This is a genomic window from Serratia montpellierensis (assembly GCF_020858655.1).
Lineage (GTDB): Bacteria > Pseudomonadota > Gammaproteobacteria > Enterobacterales > Enterobacteriaceae > Serratia > Serratia montpellierensis.
The window spans coordinates 183,241-203,345 of the sequence record NZ_VOSN01000015.1; the positions used below are offsets into that span (position 1 = coordinate 183,241).

Consider the following 20,105-nt stretch of genomic DNA (forward strand, 5'->3'; position numbering starts at 1 on the left):
CGCTAAAAGGGGGAGAATAAGGGGGAGATGAGAATGGGGTCGCCATGATTCGGCGCGGATGATAGCCGCGCCGATTGACGTTAAGCGATGGGCGCGCGGCCCTTATGTTCAGAACGTCTCGAAATACAGCTCGCGCAACAGCCAGGATATTTCGTTATTGGTGCGGTTCAGGGCGTCGATTCTGTGAACCCCTATCGCTTCTGCGCGCAGGTCGAGCAGCAAGTTGCGAATCTGCCGGAATAACGGGGTTTGCGGATTGGGTTTGGCTAGCTGCTGCCCACACAGTTTGATACCGGCATCGCAGCCGGTGGCGATGTCCGTCAGGCAGCACGGGCAGGTGGTTTTTTGGCGCGCCATATTGCGGCATTGTTGCCCGATTACCTGATTGAAGTGGCGTAATTGCAGGCAGACTTCCCGCGAGTTCAACGGGTTGGAATGGGTTGTCATCGGTTTCAGCTCCCTTGTCTGCGCCTATATTGGCACTTACCGATGAAGATAACCACGGACAAGCCGAGGGGGTATCGCCTCGTTGTGTTTGCAAACGGGGGAGAGGATGAGGGCCCGCCGGCGGCGGGCCGCTACGATCAGGCGCGTTTAAACAGATTCGCCGCCTGGAACAGCGCAAAGGAGCTGACCAGCATCTCGATGCCGACGATCGCCGTCACCAGCGTGACCGACGCCGCCGGGCCTGAGCCGATCAGCATCCAGGCGATGATCAAATCGAGCACGCCGATAACGAACTGCAGCCAGTTGCCCGGCAGCCCGCGGCGCATGTAGCCCGCCGCCAGGCGCGCGATGCCGCCGAGCGCGAACAGCACGGCGAGGTAGACCGCCAGCGCCAGAATGCCCGCCAGCGGGCTGGTGATGAACACATAGCCGATAATCAGGTAGGCCACGCCCAGCAGAATGCCGCCGATCATCGGCCAGGTATTCTGCGCCCGGTTGGCGATCATGGCGATAATCAGCCCGGCGCCGCTCAACAGCAGCAGGATGCCGACCACGATGCTCAGCGCCGCACCGGAGGCGAAAGGATTGACCAGGCACAGTATGCCACCCGCCAGCAGCAGGAAAGCGATGATCAGCAGGGTGGTGCGTTGCTTTTTGAGCAGTTCTTCGCTCAGGAGGGGCAGATTATTGCGGTCGAGGTTCAACATGACAGTACTCCATTTCGTCGTTGGGTAATTAATCAGTCATCCTTACCTGTTTAGCATAGACCCTCTGGGGGTTTTTGACTGATCCGGCGCAAATGTTACACTGTGCGGCTGACGGGTATCAGAACCGAAAAGACGACCGAGGACTGGATTTGAGCACAGGAAGCAAATGGGCTGGGTGGCGCCGCATCGCGGCGTGTCTGACATTGGGGCTGTTGTTGGCCGGGTGTTCGGGTAAAAATGCCTACAACCGCGACTACGACAAACTGCCGAAGGGCACCTACACCGGCAAGTCCTACACCGTCAAACGGGGCGATACGCTGTACTACATCGCCTGGATCACCGACAGCGAAGTCAGCGATCTGGCCAGAATCAACAAGATACGCCCGCCCTATAGCCTGGAAGTGGGGCAGAAACTGCGGCTGAGCGGCAGCGCGCCGACCAAAACCGCCGCCACGCGTCGTAAAACCTCTTCGTCTTCCGCTGCGATCGCCAAGCAGACGCCGCCGCCGGGCGCCGCCCGCTGTTGGCGCTGGCCGACCAGCGGCCGGATCGTGCAGGCCTACTCCAATTCAGATGGTGGCAACAAGGGCATCGACATCGCCGGCAAACGCGGCCAGCCGATTTACGCTTCCGCCAAGGGCAAAGTGGTGTACGTCGGCAACCAGCTGCGCGGCTACGGTAACCTGATCATGATTAAGCACGGCGAAGATTTTATTACCGCCTATGCGCACAACGACACTACGCTGGTGCGCAACGGTCAGGATGTGAAAGCGGGGCAGAAGATCGGCACCATGGGCAGCACCGGCACCGATTCGGTGTTCCTGCACTTCCAGATCCGCTATCGCGCTACCGCACTCGATCCGCAGCGTTATCTGCCGCCGCAAGGTTCATCGCCGTCCTGTTAACGTCAATCTGGCTCCTTGCGGAGCCAGATGTCAGCTATTTCAGCGGCAGGTAAAGATCGGTCACCAGTTCATATTCCGCCACCTCGTGCACGAAGTTGTGGTAGTGGAAATAGAGCGGAAAATCGCGCAGCTCCTCGCCGCTGGCCGGCAACCACTCGCGGTACAGATAGTGGGCACTTTCCGAGAGCCCATCCAGCGAGCCGTGATGGCGCAGCACCGCGCAGCGCCCGGCCGGCAGCGTGCCGTTCACCACGCCAAAGGCGTTGTCCTCCGGGATCGGCGCCGTGACCTCGCCGCAAATGAAGAAGTGGAAGTCCTGCGCTTCGGTGATGGCCGGATCGTGCGGGGCGATGCCGTAAGTGCGGCTGCTTCTGACCGGCGACAGGCCGCTGGTTTTGCGCCACTCGATAAAGCGTGCGGCGGTTTCGTTGACCAGCGCGGGCGGGCCGCTATGTTCGATCATCGCCACCGGGGTGGCAGGGAAATCGACAATGTCTACCTTCATGGGTTGTTTCCTTTTGTGTTTCGGCTCGGGAAAGCGCTGCTGCCAATCGATCCAGGCCGGCTGTTTGCGAAACTGGCTCGGCGTTTGGCTGAACGCCTGTTTGAAGGCGCGGCTGAAGGACTCCGGGTTTTGAAAACCGGCGTCCAGCGCGATGTCAATCACCGGCTCCAGCGGGTTATACGCCAGGCGGTAAGAGGCGCGTTTAAGCCTCATCCACTGGATATAACGCCACACCGAGATGCCGCAATACGCGCTAAACTGGCGTTGAAAATGAAAGCGCGAAAAATGGGCCACTTCGCTCAGTTTTTCGACGGTGAGCGCCTCGTCCAGGTGGCGGTCGATATAGTCAAAGACCTGCGCAAAGCGCTTTGCATACGTGTGGGTCATGTGATTGTCTCCTCCATGCCTGAACTTTGCCCGAGTCGCCGCCGCTTCTCCTGACGGATGATGCTGAGTTGCCACCGCAGGAAAACGGGATGGCTGCGGCATTCGCCGTCGGCCAGGCTAAACTCATAACCCCCACGCGGCCGTGCGCCGCGAGCACGACCGAGAAGATGAATATTACATGATGGATCGTTCCCGTTTGCTGAAATTCCTGCTGCCCTACCTGTGGCCGAAAGACAACCCGCGCCTGCGGGGGTATCTGGTGGTGGCCTTCGTGTTTATGGTGGCGGCCAAGGTCAGCACCACGCTGGTGCCGCTGGCCTACAAAGCAATGGTCGATGCGCTGAGCGGCGAGACGGCGAAAATGCTGGCGGTGCCGCTGGGGCTGATTATCGCCTACGGCGTGGCGCGGGTGGGCGGCGCGCTGTTTGAGGAGCTGCGCAACGTGATGTTTATCCACGTCAGCCAGAACGCCACGCGCCTGCTGGGCGTGCGGGTATTTCGCCAGCTGCATGCGCTGAGCCTGCGCTTCCATCTGGAGCGTCAGACCGGCGGGCTGTCGCTATCCATCGAGCGCGGCACCCAGGCGGTGTCCACGGTGCTGTCGCGGCTGCTGTTCTCCATCGTGCCGATCCTGTTCGAGCTGACGCTGGTCACGGCAATCATGTGGCATATGCTGAACGGCTGGTTTGCGCTGGCGATCCTGACGACGGTCGGCTGCTACATTCTGTTCACCGTGCTGGCGGTGAGCTGGCGCACCCGTTTTCGCCGCGAGCTGAACAAGGCCAACGCCGACGCCAACAGCAAATCCATCGACAGCCTGCTGAACTATGAGACCGTGAAGTACTTCGGCAATGAAGAGTTCGAGGCCGAGCGTTTCGATCTGTCGCGGCGGCTGTACGAATACGCCGCCATCAAGAACCAATTCAGTTTTACCGCGATCAACCTGGGGCAAACCGCCATTATCTCGATCGGGCTGATCGTGATGATGGCCATGGCGGCGCAGGGCATTACCCAGGGGACGATGACGGTTGGCGACTTCGTGCTGGTCAACGCCTACCTGCTGCAGCTGTATCAGCCGCTGAACTTCTTCGGCTTTATTTATTCCGAGGTGCGCCAGGCGCTGATCGACATGGAGAATATGTTCGATCTGCTGCAGGAAAAGCGTGAGATCGTCGATAGCCCGGATGCGCAGCCGCTGCGCCTCGATCGCGGCGAAGTGCGATTCGACGCGGTCAGCTTTGGTTACGACACGCGCCGACCAATCCTCAAGCAGGTGAGTTTTACCATTCCGGCGGGCCACACGGTGGCGGTGGTCGGCGCCTCCGGCGCGGGCAAGTCCACGCTGTCGCGCCTGCTGTTCCGCTTCTACGATGTGCAGGGCGGCGCCATTACCCTCGACGGCCAGGACATTCGCCAGCTGACCCAGGCCAGCCTGCGGCAGGCGATCGGCATCGTGCCGCAGGATACGGTGCTGTTCAACGATACGCTGCGCTACAACATCGGTTACGGCAAAACCGGCTCCAGCGATGAAGAAATCGAGCGGGCGGCGCGGCTGGCGCATATCCATGATTTTATCGTCGGCCTGCCTGACGGTTACGACACCCGGGTGGGTGAGCGCGGGCTGAAGCTGTCGGGCGGTGAAAAGCAGCGGGTGGCGATCGCGCGCACCATCCTGAAAAATCCGGCCATCCTGGTGTTCGACGAGGCGACCAGCGCGCTGGATACCCAGACCGAGCGCGAAATCCAGGGGCACCTGCGCGAGGTGAGTCGCAACCACACCACGCTGGTGATCGCCCACCGGCTCTCCACCGTGGTGGACGCCGATGAGATCATCGTGCTGGAGGCGGGGGAGATCGTCGAACGCGGGGGGCATGAGACGCTGCTGGCGGCGAACGGCCGCTACGCCGCCATGTGGCAAACCCAGTACAGCGAAGAGCAGGAACCGCACTGACGCTGCCGTTCACCCCGCCGATGGCGCGGCCTTGAGCCGTTGTATCACGTAGTCGCAGGCGATGCGGTAATCCTGCTGCAGATCGGTATCATCCCCGGCCAGGCTGCCGCGCAGCCAGAGCCCATCGATCATCGCCGCCAGCCCGCGCGCTGCGTCGCGCGCCTGCTGCAGCGGCAGCTCGCGGCGGAACTGGCTGCAAATATTGGAATAGAGTCGCCGATCGTTGGCGCGCTGCAGGCGGCGCAGCACCGGCTGATGCATGCTGGCGGCCCAGAAGTCGAGCCAGGCGCGCATGGAAATGGCGTTGGTTTGGCTGGGGTGGAAGTTGCCCTGAATGATGGCGCACAGCTGCGACTGGCTGTCGCTTGCCGCCTGAGTGCGGCACTCGGCCACCGCGTCGCGCAGATCGCGCAGGATCTTGCGCATGGTCGCGCTCAACAAACCTTCTTTATCGCCGAAATAGTGGCTGACGATGCCGGTCGACAGCCCGGCCTCTTTCGCCACCTGCGACAGGGTGACGCCAGCCAGCCCCACAACGTTGATGGTCTCGAAGGCGGCGTTAATCAGCTGCTCCTTGCGCTGCTCAGGAATGTCTCTGCGGTACATATTTTCCTCAACTGATAGGCAAATCACACTTTGAATTTGATTGATTGAACGGTCAATCAATACTCTATATGCTGCGAAAATGTCAAATAAATGACGATAAGATATTAACCAAAAGTTGCATTTAAATCGTCTGTCTTTCGCATCATGGAAGCCTGCCAATGACAATGAAAACTCCCCCATCGCTTGACGAAGAACCTGTCAGATTAAATGTCCCGGTATTTTTCGGCTCGGCGGCGGTGATCCTGCTGCTGGGATCGCTGGTCGTGCTGTTTCCCGCCGCCAGCAAACAGTGGCTGAATGTTGCGCAAAGCTGGGTGGCCGATGTGTTCGGCTGGTATTACATGCTGCTGATGGTCGCCTGCATGGCGTTCGTGTTCTGGCTGGCGCTGTCGCGCTTTGGCCATATTCGCCTGAGCCAGGATGACGAGCCGCCGCAGTTCAGCTACCCCTCGTGGGTGGCGATGCTGTTCTCGTCGGGCATCGGTATTGCGCTGGTGTATTACGGCGCCTATGAGCCGCTGGATCACTTCCTGTCGCCACCGGAAGGCAGCGGCGGCAGCGTGCAGGCGGCGCGACAGGCGATGGCGCTCACCTTTTTGCACTGGGGGCTGCACGGTTGGGCGCTGTACGCGCTGATCGCCACCGCGCTCGCCTATTTCGCCTATTGTCGCGGTTTGCCGCTGGCGCTGCGTTCGGCGCTGTACCCGATCTTCGGCGAGCGCATCCACGGCGGCGTCGGCCATCTGGTGGACAGTTTCGGCATTCTGGTGACGGTTATCTCGATGGTGACCAACCTGGGGATCGGCGCGTTGCTGGTGAACTCGGGGCTGTTTTACCTGTTCGACATCCCGCAAAGCACCGGCGTACTGCTGGCGCTGATCGTGGTGATGATGGTGGTGGCCACGCTGGCGGCGGTCACCGGCGTCGAGAAGGGCATTGCCATGCTGTCGAACATCAACGTCGGCTTCCTGTGCCTGCTGCTGCTGTTCGTGTTTCTGGCCGGGCCGACGCTGAACCTGCTCAACGGCATGTTGCAGAACCTCGGGGATTATCTGGCCTCGCTCGTCAGCCGCAGCTTCGATATGTATCTGTATGGCAAGGCGCGCCAGTGGCAGGGCGCCTGGACGCTGTTCTATTGGGCCTGGTGGGTGGCGTGGGCGCCGTTCGTCGGGCTGTTTATCGCCCGCATTTCCAAAGGCCGTACCATCCGTGAGCTGATCTTCGGCGTGTTGCTGATCCCGCTCGGGTTCACGCTGGCGTGGCTGTCGATCTTCGGCAATACCGCCATCAGCCTGGTGCTGGAGGGCGGGCAGGCGATCCTGGGCCAGGTGGCGCAAAGCGATCCGCCGATGGCGGTGTTCAAGCTGTTTGAATACCTGCCCTATACCCAGCTGACTGCCGGTTTCGTGGTGGTGATAAGCTTCGTGCTGTTCCTGACGCCGGTCGATTCCGGCACGCTGATGATAGCTAACCTCTCCTGCCAGGGCGGTTCCGCGCACGATGACGCGCCGGCCTGGCTGCGGGTGTTCTGGGCGGCGGTCACCACGCTGGTGTGCGCCGGGTTGCTGTACGCCGGCAGCTTCAGCGCGATGCAGACCGCGGTGGTGCTGTGCGGCCTGCCGTTCTCGGCGGTGATCGTGCTGTACATGGTCAGCCTGCGCAAGGATCTGCGCGGTTACGCCATGACGCCGGCGATCCCCTGAGGCGGTTTATTCGTCCGCGCGCGGCCGGTGATGCACGTACTCGACAATCGTGCCGTCCGGCAGGCGCGCATTGAAACAGGCGCCGGTGGGCACTTCCACCGGGCCGAAGAAGATTTCGGCTCCGGCCGCCAGCAGCCGCTGGTGGTAGGGATAAATATCATCGACCAGCAGCGTGCCGACGGTGCTGCGAAAAGGGCGCAGGTTTTCTTCCGCGCCTTCCAGGATAAGAAACGGCCCCACCGCCGCCAGCACCAGCCGATGCTCGGGAAAGTCGAAACGCATATCCGCTTCCACGCCGTGCAACTGCGCGTAAAACGTGATGGCGCGGTCAATCTCGCCTTCGTCGACGTAGACCCGGATCAATACGCGCGGTTCTCGCAGCGATGAAGAGTCGGCGGTTTTGCGCCAAAAGCCCGCTTCTGTCAGTTTTGCCGTCATTGCACATTCCTCATGGTGGCTCGTTTCCCCATCATCATGCCGCCGTTTGGCCGCAGGGATTAGACTGAGTTGCTATGAAATAGCAGTGGCGGAAATAAAGCCCCGGTAACGGGGCAAAGGCGCGCTCAGGTTGGAATAGCGGGTTAAAGCGGGCGTCAAGCGCGATGGAATTCCGGCAACACCAGCTGACCTATCTCCTGCATTGTCTCTTCCAGCGGCCGCTGGTTGCGGCGGAAGTGCAGGCCGATGTGGTTGACCCCGGCGTCACGCATGGCGCTCAGTTCCTGAATCAACCCATTGCGGCCGCTCTTGATGCCGAAGCGATGGCGCTGAATCGGCGCGTCGGCGTTATCGGTGAGGTCGAGATGAATAAAGCTGACGTAGGGTTTGTCACCGGCCACGTTACGCCAGAGTTTGACCCGCGAAACATGGTCCGCCGGCGTGCCGGGATACGACAGCCAGCCATCCATATTTTTCCCCACCCACTCGGGCGTTTGTTGCGCCAGCCCGGCGACCAGCAGCGGCGGTGGCGGCGTGGCCGGCAGCAGGCGCAATCCAGGCTGGAGCGCGCTGTCGGCTTCACCTTTGATAATGCCGACGCTGGTGCGGAAGCTTTCACCGCGCGCAGCGTAATCGGCGCCGAACAGCGGGTACTCCACGGGGCGATCGCCGCTGGCGACGCCGAGCAGCAGACGATCGCCGCTCAGCGTTTGCAGCGTAGAAGCCGCTTTGCGCACCAGCCACGGCTGCCGCAGCGGCAGCACCACGGCCGCGGTGCCCAGCAGAATATTGCGTGTCAGGCTGGACAGATAACCGAGGTAGGTAAAGGTTTCAAACACCTGTGCGGCGTCGCCGAAGTCCGGATCGTACAGCGGCACGTCGCGAACCCAGGCGGCGCGAAAGCCGAGCTCATCGGCCCGCTTGATGCGCGCAGCGTGTTCGCTCATGTCCGGCACGCCGAACGGTCGCCCGTCCTGCTGGCGTTTCAGCTGCCCGCTGGTGGACCAATCATTGTCCAACGGCAGCTCAATACCGATGGAAAGCGGCTCCCGGGTTAGTTTTTCGATGCTCATGTGTCACTCCGTCTCAGGCCTTGCGGCGCGGTGTCGAACGATGGCACGAAGTGTTGCATGGCGATTAATTGAGATAAACAGCCCTAATCGCAATAGATAATTGCTGTTACGAGCACAATGACTTTGCAGGATACGGCATGATTGCCGTGATTTACGTCACGCTCTGCGCTTTTGTTATTGTCCAGATGAAATGATGTAACCCTGCCAATAGCCTTTCCCTCGTAAGAGTTATTTTGTTGTGCGGCCATGAAACAAAACGAAATGATTCAATAGATAAAAACGAATCCGAATGTTGCCTATAGCTCACTGAAAGTGGATAACCAATTAATAAACCTAAAGAGTGAATGATGAGATTATTCGCCGCTGGCGTGAAAATGGGCGTTTTTAACCGCGGGAAAATACCCGTTATTATTTTATTGTCTGTAAAAACAAAGGAATAAAATATCTGATTGTGATAATGCAATTTTAAAATAGTACCGGATAAAAACTTCATTCGTCTCTAAGAACGCGCCGGTTGACAGACCGTCGGCTTACGATAATTTTATGTCATTAACATGTTAATGAGTTGTTGTCGTGACGGAGGGCCAATTTCTCTCTTGGCCGAGCGCTTAACATACTTATGCCATGGCGGCTTGCCATTCATAAGTTAACTTATGGACAAATGACGCTATGAATACATTGCCAGGGCCTCGCCGCGCATTAAGTGAAGAGAACCGGTTGCTGATTATTTTATTTTTTGTCTTCGGCTGCGTGTTCGTCGATCGTCTGACCATCTCGTTTCTGTTTCCGATGATTGCCGCCGACCTCAAGCTCAGCAACGTGCATCTCGGCACGCTGTCGGCGGTGCTGGCATTGACTTGGGCGCTATCCGGCGCGGGGCTGGGGGCGATAGCCGATCGCTTTAATATCCGTAAACCGATGTTGATCCTGTCGATCCTGGTGTTTTCACTGTTCTCCGCACTGTCGGGGCTGGTCAGCGGGTTTGCCATGCTATTGATCTTCCGTGCGCTGATGGGGATCGCCGAAGGGCCGGTTTTGCCGATCGCACAGTCGTTGATGGTGGAAAAATCGCAGCCGCAGCGCCGCGGTTTCAACATGGGATTGATCCAGGGCGCGGCGCCGGGGCTGCTGGGCGGCATTATCGCGCCGCCGCTGATCATCTATCTGGCGCAGAAGTGGGGATGGAGCATGGCGTTTCACCTGACCGCCGTGCCGGGCATCATTCTGGCGTGGCTGATCTATCGCTATGTGAACGGCAAAAAAGATCCCGCCTTTATCGCCGCGCCGGCGGCCGGTAAGGCGGCGAACAAAGGCGCTTACGGCGAGCTGTTCAAAATCAAGAACGTGGCGCTGTGCATTCTGATTTCCTGCGTGTTCGTCACCTGGTTCATGATCATCATTACCTTCACCCCCAACTTTTTGGTGACCGACCGCGGCTTCGGCGAAGGCACGATGGGCGGCATCATGAGCGCCATCGGCGCCGCCTGGGTGTTCTGGGGCGTAGCGGTGCCGGCGATTTCCGATCGCCTCGGCCGCAAGCCGACGCTGATCTTCTTTTCATTGCTGGCGGTATGCTGCCCGCTGTTCCTGAGCTACGTCGATAACCCGTGGCTGCTGGGCGTGCTGGTGTTCCTGTCTTATACCGGCCTCGGCTGCTTCACGCTGTTTATGGCCACCATCCCGTCTGAAACGGTGTCGCCGGCCCGTATCGCCACCGCGTTGGGGCTGGTGATGGGGATCGGCGAGGTGATTGGCGGCTGTCTGGCACCGTTTATCGCCGGGCTGATCGCCGATCGCTATGGCCTGGTCAGCGTGATGTGGCTGGCGGCTGCCGGCGCGGTCTGCGCCGGCGTACTGAGCTGTTTTCTCGATGAAACTGCACCCGCGGTGGTGAGCCGCAGAGCGGTGAAACCGGCGGGCGTCGCCGACGCTTAAGACGGTTTTATCCCATTCAATCAAGGAGAGCGAAGATGTCAGCAGAACCATCCGTACTGAATCAAAATGCCGAGCCGGACTGGAAGAATTACGACGATTTTGCACGCGGTATCGACACCAACCGGCTGTCGGGCACTCAGGACTGGCGCGGCAAAACGCTGCAGATCGCCTTTGAAGACGGCGGAGAAATCACGCTGCGTTTCAGCGCCGATCGGCAGCGGGTGCTGTGGGCCTGGGGCGGGGAGAGCGGCGAGGACGCTTACGAAGAGGTGCAAACCTCCGCCGCACGCTATTTCTTCAATATTCCGCTGCAGTCGCCGGGCAACGAATGCCTGACGCTGGTGCTCAACCGCGACAGCGGCCGGGCGCTGCTGGTGCGCAGCACGCTGCTGCCCGAACATGCGGTAGAAAAGGGGTCTCGCCTCAAGCAAAGCTTCCACGTTGGGCTGATTGCAGGCGTCACGCCGGGCGGCATCGCGCCGCATCTGACCCGCGAGCTGATCGGCTATCGCACGCTGAACGTCTACAGCCCCAACCATTACTACGAGCACTTCTACGTCAACACCGAGCGCTACGCCTGGCAAAACCTGCGCGGCGAACAGTTCGGCCATGGCGACATGGACTACGCCACCTACTACAAGTTTGAGGATGAGATGTTCCTCTTCACCTTCCGGGAAAAGATTATCCCGGTGTGCTCGGTGTTCTTCTTCGATTTTATCTCCGGGCGCTGCACCGGCACCTTCCTCGGGCTGGACGCCGCCGGCCGGGTGTTGGTGTCCCCGGCCGGGGCATTCATCAGCAAGATGAGCTACAACGCCTACCCGGAGGGCGTGCAGCCGCTGTGAGTCAGGCGTTTCTGACCAGCGATCCGGCGTTGATCTCCGCGATGGATTTCGCGCCGGTGAGCGTCATGGCGACGCGCATTTCCTTGTCGATCAGATCCAGCAAGTTGGCCACCCCGGCTTCGCCCGCTGCCGCCAGCGCATAGACGAAGGCGCGCCCCAGCAGCACGCTGTCGGCGCCCAGTGCGATCATGCGCACCACGTCCAGACCGCTGCGGATGCCGGAGTCGGCCAACAGGGTAATGTCGCCTTTCACCGCGTCGGCGATCGCCGGCAGGGCGCGCGCGGTCGACAGCACGCCGTCCAGCTGGCGGCCGCCGTGGTTGGAGACGATGATGCCGTCGGCGCCGAAGCGCACCGCGTCTTTGGCGTCTTCCGGATCCAGAATGCCTTTGATGATCATCGGGCCGTCCCAGAATTCGCGGATCCACTCCAGATCTTTCCAGGAAATCGACGGATCGAAGTTGGCGCCCAGCCAGCCGATGTAGTCTTCCAGGCTGGTCGGTTTGCCGCGGTAGGCCGAGACGTTGCCCAGATCGTGCGGCTTGCCGAACAGGCCGACATCCCAGGCCCACTGCGGATGGGTAAACGCCTGCAGCACGCGGCGCAGGGCGGCGTTAGGGCCGCTCATCCCCGAGTGGGCGTCGCGGTAACGGGCGCCGGGCACCGGCATGTCGACGGTAAACACCAGCGTTTTCACGCCGGCGGCCTTGGCGCGCTCCAGTGCGTTGCGCATAAAGCCGCGATCTTTCAGCACGTAGAGCTGGAACCACATCGGCCGATCGATCGCCGGCGCCACCTCTTCGATCGGGCAGACCGACACGGTGGACAGCGTGAACGGAATGCCTTTTTTGGCCGCGGCGCGCGCGGCCTGCACTTCGCCGCGGCGGGCGTACATACCGGTCAGCCCCACCGGCCCCAGCGCCACCGGCATCGCCAACTGCTCGCCGAACAACGTGGTCTCCAGGCTGAGTTCGGACATATTGCGTAGCACGCGCTGGCGCAGGGCAATATCGGCCAGATCTGCGGTATTGCGCTTCAGCGTATGCTCCGCGTAGGCCCCGCCATCGATGTAGTGAAACAGAAACGGCGGCAGCTTGGCCTGGGCGGCGGCCCGGTAGTCGGTTGACGCGGAGATGATCATAGTGTTTACCTTCTTGTCTTGCTTGCGATAACGAGTGTTCAGTCAGAGCGTGAGGATCGCTGCCATACCGGCCGCAATCCCGCCGTACGCCAGCATCGGCAGTACGGTCTTTCTGATGATTTTGCCTTCGGCGTTGCCGATCCCGAGGATCGAACAGACCGCGATAATGTTGTTCAGGCAGACCATGTTGCCCATGGCGCCGCCGACGGACTGCAGGGCCAGCGTCAGATTGACGTCGAGACCGCTGCTCTGGGCGATCGATTGCTGAATGCCGCCGAACGTCAGGTTCGACACGGTATTGGAACCGGAGAAGAACGAGCCCAGCGCACCGAGGAACGACGAGAACAGCAGCCAGCTCTCGCCGGTCAGCGCCGCCAACGCTTTACCGATCAGGATCACCGGTGCGTTGTCGCCGCCTTGCATCATCAGGTTAACCATCACCAGCGCGCCGAACAGGGCGATAAAGGGCCGCGCGATGCGCCCGCCGGTTTCGCTGAACATTTGCCGCACCTGGCTGCCATTCAGACGGAACAGCGGAATACACAGCAGTACCACCAACAGGAACGGGATCAGCGCCGGGACATACAGCGTTTTGTAGCCGGCGGCGGCGGTGGTACCCAGCACCTGCTGCAGTTCGACGATCAGCGCCCGGCTGATGCGCAGCTCCCCGAGCCAGCCGAGGTTTTCCTGCCACAGCAGCGCGGTGTTGTTGAGCAGCGCCTTCAGGCCCAGCTGGTGGACGCGCGTCACTATCAGAATAGCAATCAGCAGCAGGGTCGGGGTCATGGCCTTGACCACTTGCAAGAACGGCACCGCCTGCCCGGCGTTCTGCGGTTTGTCGCTGTGGGCGAGGCCGAGGCCGCCGCGCGCCAGCAGCACCGAGAGCGCCAGGCCGATGGCGCCGCCGACCAGCGCCGGGAACTCATAGTTCACCTGGGCCAGCAGCAGATAAGGCACGGTGCAGCTCAGCACGCTGAGCAGGATAAAGGGCAGGTTGCGGCGGATATCCTGCCAGGAAACGATAAAGCGCAGCGCCAGCAGAGGAATGACGAAGCCGGCGATAAAGTGGATCAGCGCGGTTTGCCGGCCGATCTCCAGCAGGCTGGCGTCCGACAGGCCGAGATTGGCAAAGCCGAACCAGGTGGGGGTGCCCACGGCGCCGAAGGAGACCGGTACCGAGTTCATCACCAGCGTCAGCAGGGCGACGCGCAGCGGGTTGAAGCCGAGCCCGACCAGAATCGGCGCGGCGATGGCGGCCGGTGTGCCGAAGCCGCTGGCGCCCTCAATCATAAAGGCGAACGCCCAGCCGATAATCATCAGCTGGGCCACGGGATTGGGGCTGATGGTTTCCAGCCAGCGGCGCACCACGTTTTCCGCGCCGCTTACCTGCATCAGTTTGTTGAGCAGGATGGCGCCGGCGATGATGGTGATCGGCGTCAGCGTCGACACCAGCGCGGTGATGATATTGGCATGCAGCAGCCGCAGCGAGGCATCGAACCACAGGAGCTGGACGGCATACACCACGGCGGCCGTCAGCGGCAGGGCGAGGTAAGAGGGCACGCCATTCCTTTTGGTCATCATCCAAATCAGTAGGACGATGGGCGCAATACTAAAAAGCAGGGGCATAAGATCCTCAGGGTTATTATTTTTATGGGCAGAGATATGTAGCTGAAAGGTTAATTACCGCAACATTTTCATTCTAATCACAACGATGGCGACGATGCCATGCGGTAATTTTTTAACACCGGAGAATGGTGCCGGCGGTGGGAAATTGGCCGACGGGAGGGGGTAAATCAACTGCTTTAAAATCAGTTTGATAGAAGATTTTTATGTGTGATGAATGCGCGATATCACATTAATTAAGCCGTAATGTTCAATAGATTATGTCCAAAAATGCCATAATCCCCGCGGTCTTTTGCGGCCGAGGGGAAATAATCAGAGAAGAAAACTCAAAAGTAATGGCCGATATTTTGGTAGGAACCGATGATATGTTCGATCAGCAGACGGGTTTTTAACGGCAGATTGCGGGTGTAAGGATAGACGGCGTAAATGCCCAAAACTTTGCCGCAGTGGCCGGCCAGGATCTCCGTCAGTTTGCCGTCCTGCAAATCCTCATACACCATGCAGCGCGGCACCATGGCGATGCCGTGGCCGCCGATCACCGCTTTGCGGATCGCCCGCGCATTGTTAGCCGACAGGTTGCCGTTAACCTGCAACTCGTAGATTTCGTTGCGCCCCGGCCGTTTCATCAGCCAGTTGGCGGTGCCGCTCTCCTGATAGGTGTAGGTCAGGCAGTTGTGGCCGAGCAGGTCTTCGGCGCAGCGCGGTTCCGGGTGGCTTTCCAGGTACCCCGGCGAGCAGACGATCACCCAGCGGGAATCGAAGATCGGCCGCGCAATCAGGCTCGAATCCGGCATGGTGCCGGTACGGATCGCCAGATCGATGCCTTCTTCCACCAGATCGACAAAGCGGTTTTCCAGCCGCATCTCGACCTTCAGGCTGGGGTGCTGAGCGCAAAACTCCGCCACGCTCTCGCTCAGCAGCAGCTCGCCCGAAATGGTCGGCACCGACATGCGGATGGTGCCGGTTAATTCTTCGCTCTTTTCGCTGACGGCGTACAGGGCCTCCTGCACTTTGGCGCCGATCTCTTTGGCCTGTTGGTAGAGCGCCTGGCCGTTTTCAGTCAGCGTCAGGCTGCGCGTGGTGCGGTACAGCAGGCGGGCGCCCAGCGATTTCTCCAGCCGCCCGATGCGTTTACTGACCACCGAACTGGTGATGCCGGCGCTTTCCGCGGCCTTGCTGAACGAGCCGCAGTCGACAATCAGGGCGAACAGAATCAGGTCGTTGGCGTATTCGTGAGTCGCGAGCATGGGCATCCTGGAGAGTGAGAGTCCTGTTGCCCCAGTGTAAATCCGGCGCGGCAGGAAGCAATCTTTTCAGCGTGTCGCACGTCGCCTCCAACTGGTCAGAGCTGAATTTTTCTTATTTTTTCTTTCATTTTATTGAGAATTATCCTTTTTTGTTTTTCTTGATTTAATAGGCTTTGATCTATTTTTCTGGTTTTTAACCTAATTTAAATTGGAAAAGTCCCGCATTCACGGCTTACTTATTCGATTAACTTTACCTTGCAGTGTAAATAATTGTATTGATCTGCTCGTTTGAGATGGCTATGCTTTTTCACGAAGCGCTCTCATTGTTATTAGTAAATGGTTTTTAAATGTATTGAAGAATTGCTCTGTCTGCCGACAGAGTAATGGGTAGTGTGTTTATATTTTAATATATATAAGGATATTGTAATGAAAAAGATCAATCTGTCCGAAGCGGAAAACATCGTCGGCGGTACTTTTGTTTGTACCAAGGAATTTGCCTGGGTGGGCAGCGGCAATAACCGTACCTGCCAACTGGTCACCACCTGCGCCGATAAGTTTGGCGGTGTAAGAAAGACTTATCATCCTGCGCCAGTGGCGAGCTGCCCGTCTAACCCAACCACGCCAAGCTGATGCGGATTAACCCCCTGCATTTAGATTAGCGGTGGGCAGGCGGGCAGCGTTCACGCTGTCCCGCCTGATACCGGGCGAAAAAGGCGTCTTCACGTTCTCATTATTTACGGTATCAACTCTTTTTCATGTATTCACTCTGCTGGGTGAGTATTAATATATGCGCAGGATGCGTCCATTATGTATAAACGTCCCTTGCTTTTTATCAGCTACACGATTGTTATTATTTTTGCCTCTTCTTTTTTGACCGCGTTTTATTTTAAACATTACGTCATGCAATCGCCGGAGGCAGAAAACCTGACTTTTATCTCCCCGGAAAAAATAGAACAAAGCCCGTTGCAAGACGATAATACCATTGTCGAAGTCTTCTCTTACGCCTGCCACTATTGTGAAGTCAACGAAAGCGGCGTGGCCGAACTGGAAAAAAGTTTACCGGCGGGAGCCAAATTGGTGCGCTTGCACCTTAGCGACGACAGTCAGGCTGGCATGGCGGCCTTTGCGCCCCTGTTCGCCACGCTGACGGTCATGGGGATCGAAGCACAGCATCGTCCCGCCGCTTATCGCGCCATTATCAAAGAAAACCTCAACCTGGCGGATGACAAACAGCTCAGCGCCTGGCTGACGGCCAACGGTATCGATGAGGCCGCCTATCAGCAGGCCAGAGAGTCAGAGCGGGTCAAAGAGCTGTTGGCGTATATGACGGCAGTGAGCCGTTATTACCAGGTCAACGCGACCCCCAGCTTTATCGTCAACCGTAAATGGCTGGCATTGCAAGATCGCGACTTTTCCGCTTTCAGTCAGCAGCTGTTGTCGCTGTTGCAGCACGATAAGCCGCTGGCCCCCTGATGCGCCTGCTCGCGGTTCGGGGGTACTTGGCCTGGCGCAACGGCCTGGACGCGATGGCTCGCTTATCGGCAACGGGGGCCGGGATGGGCAACCGCCTGACGTGTGCTCTGCTGCGGCGCGTGGATTATCGCCTGTGGCTGGAAGTGCGTCGGCGGTTGAGGGGAAGCAGACCGCAGCGTCGCTTTCGCCACCGGCAAGCCGTCGCTGCGGCGAATCGCCAAAGCCTGTTGGGCGACGGCAATCTGGACTTCGCCTGGCAGATGCAGCGGCGGCAGTGGCTGGATATCGCGGCGGTCCATGCCCGCAATGCATCGTTGATGAATCATTTGGCGCGCTGTTCCGCGCAGCTTAATCGGGTCGTGGAACCGCTGCATCGCGCGGGCGTGCCGGTGCTGTTGGCGCCGATGCATACGGTCTCCGACGTATTGGCGACGCTGGTCGGCGCGGATGTTTATCCCGGGCGTGCGACGGTGATCGTTTCCGGCGATGTACAGGCATTTGTGCGGCGGGCGCCGGAAGGCGAATGGCGGCAGCGGCTCGACTATTGCTCGATTCACGACGATCCGCGGCACATCGCCGGCACCTTGTCGCAGGCGATGCTGGAAGCGGCGGAACATCGGCGCAACATCATCCTCTTCCCGGACATCACGCCGGATTACACCCTGAACAGCAAGCAGAATGCTTCGGCCAAATTGGCCTGTCATCTGTTCGGCCGGCCGGCGCATTTGCACAGCGGCATCGTTCGGCTGTCCCGAGCGTTACGGGCTCAGGTGGTGTGCTATTCGCTTTATTTCGATCGCGGTATCCGCATTCACATCGAAGAACCGGTCGCTGCAGATAAGGTCGGCCGCGCCATGCCGGCTTTCGTCGAGCGAACCCTCCGGCGGCATGCGGATGATTGGCTGTTATGGCATTCGCACTCTTTATTTTTCATCAACGAATAAGTCAGGGATATCACTACGTATGGAAAATACCCTTCCTACGCCGGTCTTGCAGAGCGAAATCAATGAGTGCGGGCTGGCCTGCATCGCCATGCTGGCGGAAACTCAGGGCATTCGCGCGCCGTTGACGGAGCTGCGGGAGCGTTATCCCGCCTCGCAGCACGGCACGTCGCTGGCGGCGCTGTGCACCATTTTGGGAGAACTGGCGCTACCGGCTTATCCGGTGGCATTTGAACACCGGGATCTGGCGGCGCTGCCTTTACCGGCCATTTTGCATTACGGCGCAGGCCACTATGTATTGTTGGCGTATCGCCAGGGAGGGTACGTATGCGTAATGAATCCCGCATTGGGGCAGCAACTGCTGCCGTACGCTGCCCTGAAAGCGGAAATCAGCGGTTATGCGCTGGTGCTGGATCGCGATGAGATACCGGCTGGCGCACCGGCCCAGCGTAGCGACCGCCGGAGCACTTTCGCCAGTTTAAGCCTGAAGGATACCGCCGGCATCGCCGGCATTTATCGCCTGGCGGCGATGACGTTTTTTATCTCACTGACGCTATTCATCATGCCGATGATGGTCGCCAGCGCGATCAATCAGGTGTTCGCCATGGCCGGCGAGGTCGCGTTCCCCTATGCCTACTATCTATTGGCGTTCGTGGCGTCCACGGCGTTGGCGCTGATCGCGCGAACTATCACCGAACGTTTCATCAAAAATTTCGTGTTGTTGCACGGCGCCGCCGGGTTCTCTCGCCTGCTGGAGAATTCGCTGAACTTCTTCAGTAAGCGCGCGCCCGGCGAGATTTTCAGCCGCTTCACCAGTTGGCAGATGGCCGCCGGCCAGAAGATCGAACTGGACAACGGCCTGCGCACCGACTGGATCATCGGCGCCATCGCGCTGGCAGTGATGTGCTACCTGAGTCCAATGCTGGCGCTGGTGCCGGTTGTCGGCGTGCTGCTGATGGGGGCGGTCAGCGTGTGGGCCATCTACCGCGATCGGCATTACACCCAGCAGTTGCAGGTGCGAGGCGCGGTGCAAAATGATTTCATCCTGGAAACCATCCAGGGGTTTTCGACCATCAAATCCGCCGGCCTGGCCGGTCAGCGGCAGGAAGGGTTCGCCGAACATGCCCGCTCGCTGTTCAATTGCCTGCAGCAGCAAAAGATCTATGAGCAGATAAAGGGCAGCATTTACCAGCTGATCGGCAGCCTGGAGATGGTGTTGTTCATGCTGCTGGCGCTGCCGCTGCTCAAGGAGGGCGAGCTCAGCCTGGGGGCATTCTTCGCCTACAGCTTTTTGCGTGAAATCTTTACCTCGTACAGCAGCAAGATCTTTTTTGCCGTTTTGCAGAAAAACCAGCTGCACGTCATCGATGAACGTGCGCGGGATCTGTTTCCTGCGGTATCCGTTCGCGCCCTGTCTGAGGACGAAAGCGTGAGTCATTTTGACACGCGGCTGGCGTATCGGGGAGTGACCTTTGCTTATGACGCCGGCCAACCGGTGTTGCGTGATTTGTCGCTGACGCTGGAACGGGGGGAGTGTATTGCCATTTGCGGCGGTTCCGGCGCGGGCAAAAGCACGTTGCTGAAGGTGCTCGCCTGCCTGCTGACGCCGCAGCAGGGGGAGCTGGCGCTGGATGGGCGCGTACTGACAAATGCCACCGCGCAGCGGTTGTTCTTCCTGCAAAGCCAGGAGGACATTCTGTTCAATGCCTCGGTGTTGCAGAACATCACGCTGTTCGCGCCGTCGTCGCCGGGCCAGCAACGGCAAGTGGAACAGGCGCTGCGCAGCTTGGGGCTGGCGGACGCGGTGGCGCAGCTGCCGGGGGGCGTGAACGCCCTGGTGCGGGAGAGCCATGCCGGACTGTCGCTGGGGCAGCGGCAGCGTCTGTTGCTGGCACGCGCCATGTACAGCCATTGCTCGGTGTTGGTGCTGGACGAGCCGACGGCGAATCTGGATGAAAAGACCGCGGTGGCGGTGATGTCGGCTCTGGTGGCGCATTGTCGTGAAAATCGTAAAACCCTGGTGACGGTCACCCATAATCCGCGGCTGTTGCCGTTGTTCGATCGGGTCTTGCGCATGTCGCAGGGGCGGCTGCTGGCCGAGCCTTCCGACGACGTCAGGATGAATGATTGTGCTGCGGTGGAGTGACGTGCCCGGAAAGAGACGCTGGCGGCGAGTGG

18 protein-coding genes are annotated in these 20,105 nt (G+C 59.5%); 9 read left to right on the top strand and 9 right to left on the bottom strand.

The features are described 5' to 3' along the window. Positions 1 to 108 precede the first annotated feature (108 nt). Complete coding sequence (locus tag FUU19_RS17565; protein ID WP_141966820.1) at positions 109 to 447, bottom strand: hypothetical protein; 339 nt, start codon at positions 445 to 447, stop codon at positions 109 to 111. A 137-nt stretch (positions 448 to 584) separates the two neighbouring features. Then, positions 585 to 1,154, bottom strand: a complete 570-nt coding sequence (locus FUU19_RS17570) for an HdeD family acid-resistance protein (RefSeq protein WP_033644791.1) — start codon at positions 1,152 to 1,154, stop codon at positions 585 to 587. Positions 1,155 to 1,303: 149 nt separating this feature from the next. On the opposite strand from FUU19_RS17570, the gene actS reads away from it, so the two are divergent. After that, positions 1,304 to 2,059, top strand: coding sequence for an amidase activator ActS (actS, locus tag FUU19_RS17575; RefSeq protein ID WP_225529544.1), 756 nt, complete (start codon positions 1,304 to 1,306; stop codon positions 2,057 to 2,059). A gap of 34 nt (positions 2,060 to 2,093) precedes the next feature. Here actS and FUU19_RS17580 read toward each other — a convergent pair whose 3' ends face one another. Next, the gene (locus FUU19_RS17580) at positions 2,094 to 2,951 is read right to left on the bottom strand and encodes an AraC family transcriptional regulator (protein WP_060435024.1); all 858 of its coding nucleotides are present in this window, start codon (positions 2,949 to 2,951) and stop codon (positions 2,094 to 2,096) included. A gap of 181 nt (positions 2,952 to 3,132) precedes the next feature. On the opposite strand from FUU19_RS17580, the gene FUU19_RS17585 reads away from it, so the two are divergent. Then, a complete protein-coding gene (locus tag FUU19_RS17585) occupies positions 3,133 to 4,902 on the top strand; it encodes an ABCB family ABC transporter ATP-binding protein/permease (protein ID WP_197813463.1) in 1,770 nt (589 codons plus the stop codon). Positions 4,903 to 4,911: 9 nt separating this feature from the next. Here FUU19_RS17585 and betI read toward each other — a convergent pair whose 3' ends face one another. Then, on the bottom strand, positions 4,912 to 5,508 hold the full coding sequence (gene betI / locus FUU19_RS17590; RefSeq protein ID WP_197834322.1) for a transcriptional regulator BetI: 597 nt from the start codon (positions 5,506 to 5,508) through the stop codon (positions 4,912 to 4,914). Positions 5,509 to 5,666: 158 nt separating this feature from the next. Between betI and FUU19_RS17595 the strand changes: the two genes are divergently transcribed. Continuing rightward, positions 5,667 to 7,211, top strand: coding sequence for a BCCT family transporter (locus tag FUU19_RS17595; protein ID WP_230490972.1), 1,545 nt, complete (start codon positions 5,667 to 5,669; stop codon positions 7,209 to 7,211). A gap of 6 nt (positions 7,212 to 7,217) precedes the next feature. On the opposite strand, the gene FUU19_RS17600 is transcribed toward FUU19_RS17595, so the two are convergent. Then, the gene (locus tag FUU19_RS17600; protein WP_230490973.1) at positions 7,218 to 7,649 is read right to left on the bottom strand and encodes a VOC family protein; all 432 of its coding nucleotides are present in this window, start codon (positions 7,647 to 7,649) and stop codon (positions 7,218 to 7,220) included. A gap of 155 nt (positions 7,650 to 7,804) precedes the next feature. Then, the gene (locus tag FUU19_RS17605; RefSeq protein WP_230490974.1) at positions 7,805 to 8,722 is read right to left on the bottom strand and encodes a TIGR03571 family LLM class oxidoreductase; all 918 of its coding nucleotides are present in this window, start codon (positions 8,720 to 8,722) and stop codon (positions 7,805 to 7,807) included. A 669-nt stretch (positions 8,723 to 9,391) separates the two neighbouring features. Between FUU19_RS17605 and FUU19_RS17610 the strand changes: the two genes are divergently transcribed. Together FUU19_RS17610 and FUU19_RS17615 are read left to right on the top strand one after the other, a co-directional pair. Beyond that, positions 9,392 to 10,657: an MFS transporter gene (locus FUU19_RS17610; RefSeq protein WP_230490975.1), complete on the top strand. Its 1,266-nt coding sequence runs from the start codon at positions 9,392 to 9,394 to the stop codon at positions 10,655 to 10,657. A 35-nt stretch (positions 10,658 to 10,692) separates the two neighbouring features. Beyond that, positions 10,693 to 11,502 (top strand): MoaF C-terminal domain-containing protein, encoded by an 810-nt coding sequence (locus tag FUU19_RS17615; protein WP_230490976.1) that lies wholly within the window; start codon positions 10,693 to 10,695, stop codon positions 11,500 to 11,502. 1 nt (position 11,503) lies between these two features. Here the strand turns inward: FUU19_RS17615 and lldD are convergent, their stop codons facing one another. From lldD to FUU19_RS17630, 3 genes are all read right to left on the bottom strand, one after another. Next, positions 11,504 to 12,643, bottom strand: a complete 1,140-nt coding sequence (gene lldD / locus FUU19_RS17620) for an FMN-dependent L-lactate dehydrogenase LldD (RefSeq protein ID WP_230490977.1) — start codon at positions 12,641 to 12,643, stop codon at positions 11,504 to 11,506. A 42-nt stretch (positions 12,644 to 12,685) separates the two neighbouring features. Next, positions 12,686 to 14,269, bottom strand: coding sequence for an L-lactate permease (locus FUU19_RS17625; RefSeq protein ID WP_141966838.1), 1,584 nt, complete (start codon positions 14,267 to 14,269; stop codon positions 12,686 to 12,688). Positions 14,270 to 14,592: 323 nt separating this feature from the next. Next, the gene (locus tag FUU19_RS17630; RefSeq protein ID WP_197781397.1) at positions 14,593 to 15,513 is read right to left on the bottom strand and encodes a LysR family transcriptional regulator; all 921 of its coding nucleotides are present in this window, start codon (positions 15,511 to 15,513) and stop codon (positions 14,593 to 14,595) included. Positions 15,514 to 15,939: 426 nt separating this feature from the next. Between FUU19_RS17630 and FUU19_RS17635 the strand changes: the two genes are divergently transcribed. The 4 genes from FUU19_RS17635 (at position 15,940) to FUU19_RS17650 (ending at position 20,073) form a co-directional block, all read left to right on the top strand. Then, positions 15,940 to 16,143 carry a DUF4762 family protein gene (locus FUU19_RS17635; RefSeq protein WP_141966842.1) on the top strand — a complete coding sequence of 68 codons (204 nt, stop codon included), beginning with the start codon at positions 15,940 to 15,942 and terminating at the stop codon, positions 16,141 to 16,143. A gap of 177 nt (positions 16,144 to 16,320) precedes the next feature. Further along, on the top strand, positions 16,321 to 16,986 hold the full coding sequence (locus tag FUU19_RS17640; protein WP_230507275.1) for a DsbA family protein: 666 nt from the start codon (positions 16,321 to 16,323) through the stop codon (positions 16,984 to 16,986). Beyond that, complete coding sequence (locus tag FUU19_RS17645) at positions 16,986 to 17,930, top strand: ABC transporter (RefSeq protein WP_308381506.1); 945 nt, start codon at positions 16,986 to 16,988, stop codon at positions 17,928 to 17,930. Before FUU19_RS17640 ends, FUU19_RS17645 begins: the two co-directional genes overlap by 1 nt. Before the next feature lie 19 nt (positions 17,931 to 17,949). Beyond that, complete coding sequence (locus FUU19_RS17650) at positions 17,950 to 20,073, top strand: peptidase domain-containing ABC transporter (RefSeq protein ID WP_230490981.1); 2,124 nt, start codon at positions 17,950 to 17,952, stop codon at positions 20,071 to 20,073. The last annotated feature ends 32 nt before the right edge of the window (positions 20,074 to 20,105 follow it).